The sequence below is a fragment of the Candidatus Lariskella endosymbiont of Hedychridium roseum genome (assembly GCF_964020185.1).
Classification (GTDB): Bacteria; Pseudomonadota; Alphaproteobacteria; order Rickettsiales; family Midichloriaceae; genus Lariskella.
On sequence record NZ_OZ026538.1, the window covers coordinates 84222 to 97986 of the forward strand.

Annotated in this window: 11 protein-coding genes and 1 tRNA gene; 5 read left to right on the forward strand and 7 right to left on the reverse strand. The window is 36.3% G+C overall.

The annotated features are described in order from the left end of the window. Nucleotide 1 precedes the first annotated feature (1 nt). The 5 genes from AACK98_RS00395 to ffh all read right to left on the reverse strand — a co-directional run bounded on the left by AACK98_RS00395 (nucleotide 2) and on the right by ffh (nucleotide 6356). A complete protein-coding gene (locus tag AACK98_RS00395) occupies nucleotides 2–2359 on the reverse strand; it encodes a PBP1A family penicillin-binding protein (protein ID WP_339041428.1) in 2358 nt (785 codons plus the stop codon). A gap of 137 nt (nucleotides 2360–2496) precedes the next feature. Further along, complete coding sequence (locus AACK98_RS00400; RefSeq protein WP_339041430.1) at nucleotides 2497–3687, reverse strand: DNA recombination protein RmuC; 1191 nt, start codon at nucleotides 3685–3687, stop codon at nucleotides 2497–2499. A gap of 234 nt (nucleotides 3688–3921) precedes the next feature. Then, nucleotides 3922–4365: an outer membrane protein assembly factor BamE gene (locus AACK98_RS00405; protein ID WP_339041433.1), complete on the reverse strand. Its 444-nt coding sequence runs from the start codon at nucleotides 4363–4365 to the stop codon at nucleotides 3922–3924. A 413-nt stretch (nucleotides 4366–4778) separates the two neighbouring features. Then, nucleotides 4779–4967, reverse strand: coding sequence for a hypothetical protein (locus AACK98_RS00410; RefSeq protein ID WP_339041435.1), 189 nt, complete (start codon nucleotides 4965–4967; stop codon nucleotides 4779–4781). A gap of 15 nt (nucleotides 4968–4982) precedes the next feature. Continuing rightward, a complete protein-coding gene (gene ffh / locus AACK98_RS00415; protein ID WP_339041437.1) occupies nucleotides 4983–6356 on the reverse strand; it encodes a signal recognition particle protein in 1374 nt (457 codons plus the stop codon). A 747-nt stretch (nucleotides 6357–7103) separates the two neighbouring features. On the opposite strand from ffh, the gene AACK98_RS00420 reads away from it, so the two are divergent. The 3 genes from AACK98_RS00420 (at nucleotide 7104) to AACK98_RS00430 (ending at nucleotide 8485) form a co-directional block, all read left to right on the forward strand. Then, nucleotides 7104–7178: transfer RNA gene (locus AACK98_RS00420), tRNA-Gln, on the forward strand. A gap of 34 nt (nucleotides 7179–7212) precedes the next feature. After that, nucleotides 7213–7521: a 50S ribosomal protein L28 gene (gene rpmB, locus AACK98_RS00425; RefSeq protein ID WP_339041439.1), complete on the forward strand. Its 309-nt coding sequence runs from the start codon at nucleotides 7213–7215 to the stop codon at nucleotides 7519–7521. 634 nt (nucleotides 7522–8155) lie between these two features. After that, on the forward strand, nucleotides 8156–8485 hold the full coding sequence (locus tag AACK98_RS00430; protein WP_339042720.1) for an iron-sulfur cluster assembly accessory protein: 330 nt from the start codon (nucleotides 8156–8158) through the stop codon (nucleotides 8483–8485). Between the two features lie 441 nt (nucleotides 8486–8926). On the opposite strand, the gene lpxB is transcribed toward AACK98_RS00430, so the two are convergent. Continuing rightward, entirely contained in the window at nucleotides 8927–10189 is a 1263-nt protein-coding gene (lpxB, locus tag AACK98_RS00435; protein ID WP_339041441.1) for a lipid-A-disaccharide synthase, read from the reverse strand. 197 nt (nucleotides 10190–10386) lie between these two features. Then, entirely contained in the window at nucleotides 10387–11310 is a 924-nt protein-coding gene (rsmI, locus tag AACK98_RS00440) for a 16S rRNA (cytidine(1402)-2'-O)-methyltransferase (protein WP_339041443.1), read from the reverse strand. Between the two features lie 99 nt (nucleotides 11311–11409). On the opposite strand from rsmI, the gene AACK98_RS00445 reads away from it, so the two are divergent. Then, nucleotides 11410–12705 (forward strand): penicillin-binding protein activator, encoded by a 1296-nt coding sequence (locus tag AACK98_RS00445; protein ID WP_339041445.1) that lies wholly within the window; start codon nucleotides 11410–11412, stop codon nucleotides 12703–12705. 257 nt (nucleotides 12706–12962) lie between these two features. Beyond that, on the forward strand, nucleotides 12963–13478 hold the full coding sequence (locus tag AACK98_RS00450; protein ID WP_339042721.1) for a CarD family transcriptional regulator: 516 nt from the start codon (nucleotides 12963–12965) through the stop codon (nucleotides 13476–13478). Nucleotides 13479–13765: the final 287 nt, after the last annotated feature.

The following is a 13765-nucleotide window of genomic DNA, read 5'->3' on the forward strand; positions in this document are numbered from 1 at the left end:
TCTACTCTTCTTCATCTAAAGTGGATAATATTTCTCCTAGGTTATAATGAGGAATCGACTCTTCCAAATTTTCCTCAGATCTATCTCTAAATGCATGAGACCAAGAATGATTCTTTTTGAATGCCTCAATTATGATATCAGATTTTGCTACCTCATAGTCTTCTTCCTCCAATACTCTACCAGTTCTTTTATTTACAGCTTTAAGCGCAATACCATCTGGAATTGCAAATTCTAATGCTGGCATTTTAGCACAAGCTTTTTGCATAAAATCTATAAAAATAGGTAATGCAACTGTAGAACCAGTCTCTCTCGCCCCAAGAGTTCTTGGTTTATCAAATCCAACATAAACACCAACAATTATATATGGCGTAAATCCTACAAACCATGCGTCAAAACTATCATTTGTTGTGCCTGTCTTTCCTGCAACTGGAATTCCAAGCACATTCGCCTTTGCGCCTGTTCCCCTTCGCATAGCGCCTTCTAACAAAGAAACAAATTGGTAGTTCGTGTCAGTATCCACCAATCTATATGTAGGGTATTCTATATCAGGTAATTCTGCATCTTCATATATACTACCATCTGCTATGCTACTTATCAGATCTGATGTGCAAGACTTACAAATTATATCTTCCGACCTATAGATCATATTCCCACGCCTATCATATATGCTCTCTATAAGTTTCGGAGTGACTGCAAGACCACCACTTGCAACTGTATTATATGCATTAGTTATTTCCATAAGAGTTGTTTCAAATGCTCCAAGTGCAATTGAATAAGCAGCTTTGCTTTTTTTATATACTCCAAAACGATTAGCAAGTTCTATAATTGATGGCAATCCAACTGTTAACATAATCCTTACAGTCGGAGTATTCCTAGATTTTTCAAGCGCCGTTCGCAAAGTAATGGGCCCCAAGAAATTTGCATTATAATTCTTTGGCGACCAATTTGGCATTCCCTTTCCTTGGCTAACAGAAATTGGCTCATCTAGTATTATTGTGTTTGGCTGTATATTTTGCTCCAACGCCGCAAGATATACCAATGGTTTAAACGCGGAACCTGGCTGACGCTCTGCTTGGATTGCGCGATTAAAATATGTTTTATTTCCATTAAAGCCACCAACCATTGCTAGAACTTTACCTGTATATGGCTCCATAACTACCATACCACCTTCCACATCTGGAACTTGTTCAAGTGTGTATTTATCGCCTTCAATATTTTTAACAAAAATCACATGTCCAGCATTTAATACTTCAGAGATACTATTTAATTGCGGCCCTAATGTTTGATTCTTTAGATTTTTTCTAGCCCACTTTACATCATCGAATGCAATAAATCCTTGTGATGAATTCGGAAGACCTATAATAGCTCTATTATTCGCTATCTTCAGCACTATTGCGACATCTAGGTTATTTTCTATAGCCACTGCTGAATATCTTGATATAACATTTTGCCAATTTGCTATTTCACTACTTGAGATTTTATCTATAGGACCACGCCACCCATGTTTCTTATCGTATCCAATCAATCCTTTTTTGAAAGACTCATCAGCAAATCTTTGCAGCTCAATATCCAAATTTGTGTTTACAACAAATCCCTTAGATACAACATCATGCTCTCCAAACATTTTAACAAGCTCTTGTTTGACAGACTCTGTATAAAAACTTTCACCATGTTCTTGCAACATACGCTTCGTACGCAGCAATATTTTTTGCTTAATATATTTTGCAGCCTCTCTATCGGTAATCATTTCCTCCTCTGCCATTCGTTCAATTACCCAATCACGTCTTATTTTTGCTTTCGAGTAATTAGTAAATGGATTAAGAGTAGAAGGAGCTTTAGGCAACGCAGCAAGCATTGCAGCTTCTGCGATATTCAGATCTTTTAGATCTTTATCAAAATAATTTTGAGCTGCAGTTACAATACCATATGAGTTATTACCTAAGAAAATCTGGTTTAAGTATAGTTCAAGTATCCTATGCTTTGAATATATCTTACTAATTCTATAAGCAAGGATAGCTTCTTTGATTTTTCTAGATATACTGCGTTCGTTTGTAAGCAAAAAATCCTTCACAACCTGCTGTGTAATTGTAGAACCGCCCACAACTCTTTTGCTAGCCGCTAAGTTAAGCACGCTTTGTATCGCAGCTCTAATAGTGCTGTATAAATCCACACCAGGATGTTGAAAGAAATTCTTATCTTCAGCAGCCAAAAACGCATTAATTACAATCGTTGGCACTTCTGATATCGGTACAAATGTACGTTTTTCCATGGCATATTCAGACAAAACTTCACCGCTGTGTGAATAAAGTCTCGTTATACCTGGTGGATCATAATCTGCAAGTTGCTGATAATCCGGCAAGTCATGACTGAAAAATATAATTAGCTGTAATGAAAAAATGACAAACAATAAACAGGCACCAAACAAAAAAGCAGCCCATTTAACTATAGAATTTAGCATGTCAATAATCTGAAAATTTGCTCTTAAGACACTTCAATTTAAATACTTGGAAGATGTTCTACATCCAATTCTACAACGTTTGCTGCAGAGGAGCTCTCTATATTTTGAAAATTATTCTGTATTTTCCTCGTTTCATTTTCAACTTTTACAATTGTTTCGGTCGCCTGTTCTAGCTTCAGTCTTGTTTTGCCAAGAAGAGTACCAAAATTATTAAACTGGGATTTAAGCGGAGCAAGAAGCGCCCAAAGCTCTTTTGACTTTCTCTCAATTGCTAAAGTCTTAAAGCCCATTTTTAAACTGCTTAGCATAGCACTGATAGTCGCGGGCCCTGCAATAATAACTCTATAACTACTTTGCAGCTCCTCAACTATTCCAGGCTCTTGCAGCACTTCTGCATAAAGCCCTTCAGTTGCCATGAACATAATAGCAAAATCCGTAGTATATGGATCCTTTATATATTTCTCACTAATAGTTTTTGCTTGTTTCTTTACAACCTTTTTTAAATTACTAGCATACTCTTTGATTCGATTAACATCTCCAGTTTTTTGGGCTTCTATTAAACGCTGATAATCTTCAAGAGGAAATTTGGCATCAATAGGGAGCAAAATATCTCCAGAATTATCTCTACCAGGGAGTCTGACTGCATATTCGACTCTCTCTTGACTCCCTGGGACTACATTTATGTTTTCCAGGTATTGCTCAGGGGTCATTATCTGCTCTATAATAGATTTTAGCTGTACCTCGCCCCAAATACCTCTAGTTTTCACGTTTGAAAGAATATTTTTTAGATCTACAACCTGTGATGAAATACTCTGCATCTGTCCAAGCCCTTTATGCAACATTTCAAGCTTATCACTAACAAGTTTGAATGACTGATTAAGGCGTTGCTCCAAAGTGCTATGCAACTTTTCATCCACAGTCTTTCTCATCTCTTCAAGTTTTTTATCATTGCTATGCTGTATATCAAGAAGTTTAGAATCTACTGTCTGTCTCATTCTATCTGCATGTAGATCATTTGCTGTTTTAAGTTTTTCAAGAGCATCACTAATGAATTTTAGCTGTTCCTGTTGAATATCTCTACTTACTTTCAGCTGTTCTGATATATGAGATTGCAAGCTCTCAATTTGTGTTTTATTCGATACACTAAGGTATGTTAGTTCTGTTATTTGCTTTGTTAGCTCCTCAAGAGCGCCACTTCTCCCTGCAAATATAGATACTTTCCTATACACAAAGAACTGCGACAGGAGAACAAAAAACAGTGAAGCTAAAGCTATAATTATTGTTTCCATAAGTTACAAACATCAAGTTTTTCGCTATACGCATTAAGATACAAATTCACAAAACGTGTAAAAAGCGGATGATACTCGTAACCTCGCTCTTCTTAAAAAGCAAACAGAATGTTTAACTTTGTGTTTTTAATGTGTTAGGTAAAATGCCTAGCAAAGCAATTAATTTAACACTCTTCATAAATTGCTAGGAGACCTATTAAACCTTCCTAGATTTCTAAAGAGCTGCCTGAACAAGCTTACTTCATTCCCTTTAATTACGATGCTATCCTTGCTAAAGACGACCATTCTACTATCTTCTGTTCCATAAAAGCGTATATCATTAACAACATCATTGTTATTGAAAGAGATTGCGATTATCTTTTGATCTATTAGCCTAGGATCAAAGAACGCGATCTTATCGTATTTCGCCCCCATATAAAAGAAAGTCTTAGGACCGAAATCTGAAGTAACGGTAGGAGTACCTAGTATCCTGTTCACATCGTCTGATGTAGATTGTGATTTCACAATGCTCTGAAGATCAGCATTTTCATATTGATATCCCGAATTAATTCTCCGCACTGAGCATCCGACTACGAACAAAACTATAAGAGCACAAAGCGCTAATTTATGAAAATGCATAATTAACAGTATTTAATCATATTTTTATTTTTTAATAATCCTACAATAGACTTCTTCTTCAAACGCTTGTTCCAGTTGCCAATTGCTTTATCGCATCCTTAGCCTTTAAGTGGATACTCATGCACTACGTGTACACTGCACTTGCCTCATCTGTAATCGAGTTTTAAGAAGAAGTCTAATCCACCCGTGGGATTATCAGCTAATTCTGCTTATAACACAAGAAGTACAAACAAAAAGCACTATAATCAACTTAGAACATACGAGGTTAGGAATTTGACTAACAGATAAAAACGAAATTAGCAATGTTTTTAGATATCTTCAACAAGTCATAAGTTACGTAAAAAGACAAAAATCAGCATTAAGTTACAAACAAAACTTTTAAAAATACCTAGTAAATAATCAGACAACGCATCTTACTTCTGATCTGTGTTTCGCAGTTGCTTTCTGCGCCTTATATTTGCTCTTAGCGCTTTATACAATTTAGATCCTACTTCAAATTTCACATTCTTAACCGTATCATTTAATGTCTCATGATGATCATTATTTTCTTCTTTTTGCACTGTAGTATTATTTTTATTACCAGCACTTAGTTTGTTACTCATACCACAATAATCTCTTCATTGAAATTTAATGTTCATCATGTTCATCATGTTTTGCATTTTTTGCATTTTTTGCATTTGTCCTTGATCCATTTTGCTAAACTTTTTGACCATGCCTTGCATTTCAATGCATTGCTTTATTAGCTTATTTATTTCTTGAACACTAGTCCCAGAACCCTTAGATATACGCCGTTTGCGTGAAGCATTTATCATCTTTGGATTTTTTCTCTCCCATGGAGTCATTGATTGTATTATAGCCTGCTGATGTAACAAAACACGTTCATCAATTTTAGCATTTTGCATAGATTGTTTGATTTTCCCAAGGCCTGGTATCATCCTGAGTAATGAACCAAGTCCTCCCATTTTACGCAAAGTTTTTAATTGTGCAGCAAGGTCATTCATATCGAAAAGGCCTTTTTGGAATCTAGATGTTATCTTTTCTGCTTCTTTCTCAGATATGTTTTCCGAAGCTTTCTCAACAAGAGCTACTATATCGCCCATGCCAAGTATTCTACTGATTGTACGTTCAGGATCAAATTCTTCAAGATCTCCAGGTTTTTCGCCAACACCCATAAATTTTATTGGCATTCCTGTGATCACTCTCATACTCAAGGCCGCGCCACCTTTTGCATCACCGTCTGCTTTTGTTAGGATAATGCCAGTCAATGCAATTTGCTCGACAAAGGTTTTTGCAATTTTTGCTGCATCTTGACCAAGCATAGAATCTACTACAAGTAATACTTCCTTCGGCTCTATGAATTTTTGTAAACTTATCAACTCATTCATAAGTGCATCATCAGTATGCATACGACCAGCTGTATCAAACAGTATTATATCTGCATTCATCTCTCTTGCAACGCTTTGTGCTCTTTTTGCAATCTCCATAGGACCTTGGCCCTGTATTATTGGCAGCGATGAAATGCTAAGCTGCTTTGCAAGCAACTCAAGCTGTTTTTGTGCAGCAGGCCTTGACGTGTCTAATGAGACAAGAAGTACGCTCTTCTTATACTTCTGACGCAACCTAAGCGCTAGTTTTGCAGTAGTAGTTGTTTTACCCGCACCCTGAAGCCCAACCATCAAAAATCCAACAGGGTCATCTTTTGAAGAGAAGTCTAATCTATTATCTTCGCTTGATATTATGGCAATCAGTTCATCATGTACTATTTTCACGAACATCTGAGCAGGAGAGACGCTATCTAAAACTTTCTGTCCAATAGCCTTCTGTTGAATTTTTTCTATTACCCCTTTCACAACTAAAAAAGCAACATCAGATTCAAGTAATGCTATTCTTATTTCTCTAATAGCTTCAGCAATATTGCTCTCAGAAAGTACTAAATTACCTTTCAGCCTATCGAAAATTTTTGTTAGACTATCGCCAAGACTTGAGAACATGGTTTAATTTAGATTTTGCTATTGATTAGTATATGAGTATTATGCTGTTTTTGATAATTTCGCAAGTATGCAAGAACCATACCAGATTTGGATTTGCACCAATTCAAGGGTAGTATAATAGCTCATTTTTAATATTTTGCAATCGTATTTGCTGGTTATTTGGCCTACTTAACATATTTTTCGAAAACTTGTTACAACAAAAGCCGCACCTATTTTAGTTACAGCTTTTATTATTGCACTGCCGGCAGCGCAATACAATTTTGCCACTTTAGTAACAAGTGACAACATATCGACCTTTGCAAAAATCATTAAATTTTATCTTTCGAAAACTTTAAGAAAACAACTCATGACTCTATTTTCAAAATATTTAGATGCATTGCTGATTATAAAGGGAATTAGTAATTTGCGTTAGTCAAGCGTAATACTGAACGATTCTGAGTGCAAAATCACTGTTTCCCCAATTAACATTTTATTCCGTTAAGTAGAAAAATGAGTTGACAGTTTAGCTAGATATTGGTAGTCAATATACGTTGCGTTTAGGCCTATTCTCTTTTTGTGCGCCACGCTTTTAGCTTGTGTTTTTTGAGTGACCGTCTCTAAAGTTGTTACTCATCACATTGCATTTTTGTTTTTTAAAGTTGCGATCTTTTGTTACATTTGGTTAAGCTCTGCGGGCATGAGCTTTTCGTGCCCGACTTTTGTTTCACCTAGTCGGTTTTGGGCAGTGAGCGATCGCCAATAGAATCTTGGGGCGTAGCCAAGCGGCAAGGCACTGGTCTTTGATACCAGCATGCGGTGGTTCGAATCCACCCGCCCCAGCCAGTTTCAATTTAAGTTTTTATTAATTACTTTTGTTATGGCAAAAATTGACAGCATTAACCCCAAAAAGGGTGTATTGAGCGGAAATAATGTTTCTCATTCAAATCGCAAGACTAGGAGAAGATTTTTGCCTAACATGCAAAATTTTTCTCTTATAAGTGAAGCCCTTGGAGGGTTTGTTACACTACGCATGACTACAAACAGCGTTAGGAGCGTTGAACATAATCATGGAATTGACGCATATCTTCTATCAAAACCTAACTCTAAATTAGCTCCAGAGGCAAGGGTTCTAAAAAAAAGGATCATCAAAGCTATAGCGAAAAAGGAAGCTACTACTGCTGCGTAGTTGATAGCTTCTCTTTCTTTTGTTTCATATCAGTTGTCTTATTAATAGCCCTCATAAATTCAAGCTTTTACCTTAAGGCCAATTTTGAAAAGTATTATGAGTATACTCTATAATACATAAACAAAGTAGCAAATACGATTGCAGGGAGTGATATTTTTGTCTAAGCAACTCATATAAGCTAACAGTGATAAAAGGTCAAATTGTTATATAAACCATACAGTTTAAAACTCTTCTTCGCAGGAGTACTTTGTCTATATATTTTATCAAACCTCTAGATCGTGTAAGTTGCCAATCATAAAATATCATTGGCAATTCATCTACATATGTGCGAAAATCGAGCCAGAAGAAGTATCACACAATTTGCAAAGTAGGTAGTCCCGTGTGTCTTCAAAATGACGCAACAACTAGATATGTTGTAAGCGCTACTACTAAAGTAGGCACTGTTAGCAAAGTGCCTAGTAAAATGGCATACCACTCTTTGTATTGCCGAAAAGTCTGCTGCACACTAATGATTAGATAATAGCAAGCTTGCATTATCTATAAATGCGCTAATCAGCGGCGCAACAAGCAAGCTTGAAATATTTGCGTATAACAGTAAACAAGACATTTCTAATTATTTTATTAATAGAAAGTGATGGTTTTCACTATAACAGATGCGGCGGCATCAAGAATTTTAGAAATAGCTAAATCTGATTCCACACCACCAGTACTAAGAGTCGCTGTTGATGGTGGAGGCTGTTCCGGATTTCAATATATATTTGATGCGGGCGCTACTAAATCTGAAGATGATGTGATTTTTGAACACAGTGGAGCTACAGTAGTTATAGATAGTGTTTCACTTGATCTACTTTCCGGCTGCAGTATTGACTATGTTGAAGATTTGGGAAGCGCAAGCTTTGTTGTAATAAATCCAAAAGCAAAAGCTAAATGCGGCTGTGGTAATTCCTTTTCTATGGATATCTAACGATCTCGTCTCCTACGTCATCACTCTAAGAAATAGAGTATTCATGTTGGTTGTAAGAAATTATGAGGCACATAAAATCCAGTAGAAAATATGGCAAAATTGCAAAAAACCTTGTAGATTTTGTTAAGTAGTATTTTGGTAAGTACCTGATAAATTATACATCAAAAAATTAGCATAGTGCCACTGTTAAACTAGCACGCACGCAAAAAGCCTCGAAACAAGCATGAAACCGCAAAAAAAATGTTATAATAAAACGCAAAAACCTTACGGATTTTGTGAAAGCGGTGTTTTTAGGCGTATATATACAAAAGTTGATTTGTTACGCAAATAAATTTTTGGCGGATGGACTTTATAGTATACTTGCGACTCACATAAATCTTGCATTACAAGCATTATGACGCAACGATTTGTGCGTGTGATTAATCAGAAGCTAGCGCTAGATTAGATCTGTAGCATCGAGAGAACAAGTTCTGCAGCGATTTCACTTGCTTGAGGGCTGTGATCTGCGCGTAAAAGACGCTTCACTTTGTCATATCCTGCTAGTTGTTTTGCTCTAGCATTCTCGTCATTTAATAATATTTCTATTTCTGCTACTATATTCTTATAATTCATATCCGACTGCAATAGCTCTGGTACTATTTTTTCTCCTGCTACTATATTACAAAGTGCTACGTGCGGTATTGTTAATCTATGCTTTAAAATGAACGCTGTAAGCCAAGATAGTTTGTATATAACCACCATTGGTATATCAAACTTAAGTAGTTCTATTACTGAAGTTCCAGATTTTACTATTGCAACGTCGCTATGAGCTATCAGTGCATTTTTGGTATTTTCTGATGATGTGACCAGAATGGTTGCTCCATGTAACTGATCGGTAATGTCATTGAAGTGATTTTGTATAAGATAATTAAAGCGCTGTAATGTTGGAAATACTACGGTCAACTTTTTTTCATATTTTTTGCTCAGTTCAATGACTGCTTTTGTGATTTCTGGTAGGTGGCGCTGTATTTCTCCATCTCTGCTGCCTAGCATGATGGATATCTGCACGTCAGATTGTTTTGTTCCTCTATGTATTGCAGATTCTTTATCTTGCTTTGCGTTTTCAAGTGACGGATGTCCTATAAAAGTTGATGAAATATCTACTGCATCAAAATACTGTTTTTCAAATGGTAAGATTAAAATAATGTGGTCGTATAGATTGCTTACTATTTGAGCTCTTTTTGGTGCATAGGCCCAAACTGTTGGAGCAATATAGTGAATAATCGGTATCTTTACATCAAGTTTGCGTAATTGCTTCACAAGTCTAAAATGAAAGCCGGGAGAATCTATTGTGATGATCATATCTGGCTTTGATTCTAATATGAAGTCTACGGTTTGTTGCAGTCTCTTGAGTATATTGTAAATTCTTGGGATTACTTCTAAAAACCCAATAACTGAAAGCTCATGCATAGAGAACGAGCTTTTAATGCCCAATTCTTCCATTTTATATCCGCCTATACCAGAGAACTCTATTGGTATGTCATAGTTTTCTGTTGCTTGGCAAGCTGACATGCCAGAGCTATAACTAGGCTTGTTGGTGCCAGTATGGTCTTCTGCTGTAATATGAGCGGATTTACCGCGCACAGCCATCATCAGTTTAGAGCCAAGCAAATCGCCTGATGCCTCTCCAACAGATATAAAAACTTTCTTAGTTTTTTTTAACATCTTGATTTCGTTTTATATGATTAAAAGATTGTTTTATAATTTTTAAGGCGACTGTAGGGCAATTATTGCCAAGTAGATATTTAGTGTTAATTAGTATATAGATCACATTATAAGGTTCTTCTTGCATAAATATGTGAGAATTAAACATCTTCAAGAAATTCTGTTTAGTGATCATTAACTACATTCCAGAAATAATGCTAGATAACTTTTTGCTGGTCAGTTTGTGGTCTTTCAAATATCCCTAATGCAAGAGCCATTTTATAAACTTCTCTCTTTTGTATATTACACTGTTTAGCTACTTCTGTTACAGCATCCTTAAGAGTCATTTCGTTTGATAAACATATTAAAAGTTGCTTAGCGAATTCTTGAGTATCTTCTGTTGCTTTCTTTTTCCCAGAAATTAAAAGTATCAGTTCCCCGCGTGGTGCATTGATCTGGTAAAAGGTGAAAACTTCAGAGAGTGTGCCAAGCTTACTTTCCTCATACACTTTAGTTAATTCTCGCACAACGGTGCACTCTCTGTCACCAAAAATATCTATAGCTTCTGCTAGAATACTTGTTAGATCGTTTGCTGTAACAAAAAATATTAATGTTGCACAAGCTTCCTTGGCTGTTTCAAATTCTTTTCTGATTTCAGATTTTTTTTTGCTTACGAAGCCACAAAATAAAAATCTATCAGTTGCAAGTCCAGATATTGAAAGTGCGGCAATTAAAGAGCAGGGACCAGGTATCACCTCAATATTTATATTGGATAGTTTGAGTAGCCGAATAAGCTTGAAGCCAGGATCTGCTATGAGTGGTGATCCAGCATCTGAGACAAGCGCAATGCTTTTCCCGCTTTGTATTAAATTAACAATTTTATCTCTTTCATACTGAGAGGAATGATCATTATATACCAAAAGTGATTTTTTAATATTATGATAACATAGTAATTTATTTGTCACTCTTGTATCTTCGCAAGCTATGAGATCTACGGCATTCAGCGTGTCAAGAGCTCTCAGCGTAATGTCTCTCATATTCCCTATCGGTGTTGCTACTATATACATTCCACTTTCTAATGGTCTATTATCCACCAATTTATCACCTTGTGTTACAACTTTGATGCGGCTATACTCAACCATAAATAACCTAAAATCTTATCAGTCATGCGAAATCTTAACGTTTACAAAGGCGTGCTATGTGCTGTGTTTATTTGTCTAGCACTTAGCGCCTGTGATCATATGCCTTTTGGCAAAAAGGATGTTAACACTAAAGAGAGTGTGCATCAACCTTCTAAAAGCAAAAGTAAGGGTAAGCCGAGCGTCACTACAAATAGTAGTACTTCATCTGGGAAAACTAATGCGGTAGGTAAAGAGAGTACATCATCTGCAGCGCCAACTCCGCTTTCTACAGCAGCTAATCAATTTAAACCAAGAAAAGATTTTGTTATAAAAAAAACAAATCTAAATGTTGCTATAATGGCGCCAATTTCAGTTGATAAGTCTGATGGCCGTGGTATGCAGGATGCTGCTTATTTAGCGCTTGAGGATTTAAATGTAAAGAAGGTTAATCTGGTATCAATCGACACAGGTTCTGATGAGCAAAGCATGAAGAAAGCGATTGCTAAATTAAAGAGTCAGGAAATCGATGTGATAATTGGCCCTCTCAATAGAGAAAGAGCTGAGCTTGTTTATCAAGAATATGCTAAAGATCGTAACGTTTTGATCATGGCGCTTGGAGGGCAAGATGAGATTTCACAATATCCTGGTCTATACTTTTTAGATTTTGTTCCAAAGCAGCAGGTAGATAGACTAATGCAGTATGCGAAGTCTCAGGGATATACTGATATTTATGCGCTTTTACCTAATACACACTACGGGCAAGGTATATATAAGGATTTATATGACAATAAAACAAGAGTAAATCTGCTTGGTGTTCGTACATATGATGTTGATGGAAATGATAAAGATGCTAGTTTTAATCAAGCAGTCTTAGAGGTGAAAAATGTAGTGGCGGATCTTTACAAACAACAAGCTGCTAAGCGTTCTGAAGATAAATTTATGAATGTTGCATTGTTAATCCCTGAGGGTGGCCCAAGGCTGGACTATGTCGCAGAAAATGTCAAATTGGTTGGTGGGCAGAATCTGCTGCAGTTGAAGAAGCTTGGTACTTCTCTTTGGATGAATTATCCTACAAAAAGTCTTCCAGATCTAGAAGGGGCATGGATAACAGATTCGCCACAGAATATGAAGATTGCCTTTGAACAAAGGTTTAAAAGTAGGTTTGGTTATGTACCGCCAAGAAATGCGTCTATTGCATACGATGCTGTTGCTTTAATAACTGGTGTTAGTACACAATCTGATGCTGATATACAATTAAATTCTGGAAGTTTAATGAATAGCAATGGTTTTGAAGGTGCAACTGGTGTGTTTAAATTTACCGAAGATGGCTTCACTTCTAGATTATTTTCAATATATGAAGTAAGAGCTGGTCGTTTTGTTGAAATAGATAAAGCGCCAGAAAATTTTTCTGATTAACTGTGGCATATATGGTGCAAGTTGTAGATCATTTTGTTCGGTACTATACTGCTTGTGTTTTTGTTGTTTGTCTTGTAGTTGTGCTCTAGGTGCACATCTGCAGGATTGAGTCAGTTTGCGGTGAAAACTTTAAAATATTACATTATTCTGCACATATGTTTTCAATTGTTTAGTCGAGTTTGTATTATTGCTGTACTTGTGTTATAATGACTCAGGTTATTTTATAAACAGCAAGAAATTAGCAGAGTGTGGTGATAATGAAAACATCTGAGACTAAAGTATTTCGAATTGGTGATCCTGTGATTTATCCAACGCATGGTGTTGGTCAGATTACAGGTGAGGAAGTAGAGTTGATTGGTGGAATAGAGACCAAACTTTATGTGATTTCATTTGCAAAGGACAAAATGGTGCTTAGAGTTCCAAAATCCAGAGCTCTTAAGACTGGGTTGCGTCATTTAAGTTCGGAGAAGGATTTTGCAAATGTGATATCTGTTCTGAGAAGTGCAGCTAAAATGAACAAGAATATGTGGAGTAAGCGTGCGCAGGAGTATGAGCAGAAAATAAATTCTGGAGATATCAAGCTTATTGCTGAGGTGGTTAGGGATCTGTATAGGCAAATCAGTGACCAAGAGAGATCGTATAGTGAGAAATTAATATACGATGCTGCGTTAGATCGTCTTGCTCGTGAATATGCGGTTGCAAGTGGGATGGAATTAGATGTTGCTAAAGAAAAGATAATTTCAATCTTGCAAGACTACAGAATAGCGGAATAGGTAGATGCGCTATTCTCCTTATATTCTATCTGTCACTTCATATTTTAAGCTACTACTTTTGTTTGCGTACGTTTAGTAGCAAGCAGTTGCTTGCGCATCTATGGCCTGTACTGCGCTATACCCTCAAACTTATTTGTTCGTCATACTTTTCAAAATTGGCGTCTTAAAGACCGCTAGCGATATATTGGTTATACACATACTTCCTTAATTCTTTCTAGCTCTTTTTGAAATATGGCGCTGCCTTCATCAGTGCGCCCGCGCGGATTTTAATGGCATGATTTTTTATA

Coding starts and splice junctions, on each gene's coding strand:
- AACK98_RS00445 (WP_339041445.1), top strand. CDS start 11,410: ATGCCTTTTGGCAAAAAGGATGTTAACACTAAAGAGAGTGTGCATCAA.
- AACK98_RS00450 (WP_339042721.1), top strand. CDS start 12,963: ATGAAAACATCTGAGACTAAAGTATTTCGAATTGGTGATCCTGTGATT.
- AACK98_RS00410 (WP_339041435.1), bottom strand. CDS start 4,967: ATGAGTAACAAACTAAGTGCTGGTAATAAAAATAATACTACAGTGCAA.
- AACK98_RS00430 (WP_339042720.1), top strand. CDS start 8,156: ATGGTTTTCACTATAACAGATGCGGCGGCATCAAGAATTTTAGAAATA.
- AACK98_RS00405 (WP_339041433.1), bottom strand. CDS start 4,365: ATGCATTTTCATAAATTAGCGCTTTGTGCTCTTATAGTTTTGTTCGTA.
- lpxB (WP_339041441.1), bottom strand. CDS start 10,189: ATGTTAAAAAAAACTAAGAAAGTTTTTATATCTGTTGGAGAGGCATCA.
- rsmI (WP_339041443.1), bottom strand. CDS start 11,310: ATGGTTGAGTATAGCCGCATCAAAGTTGTAACACAAGGTGATAAATTG.
- rpmB (WP_339041439.1), top strand. CDS start 7,213: ATGGCAAAAATTGACAGCATTAACCCCAAAAAGGGTGTATTGAGCGGA.
- ffh (WP_339041437.1), bottom strand. CDS start 6,356: ATGTTCTCAAGTCTTGGCGATAGTCTAACAAAAATTTTCGATAGGCTG.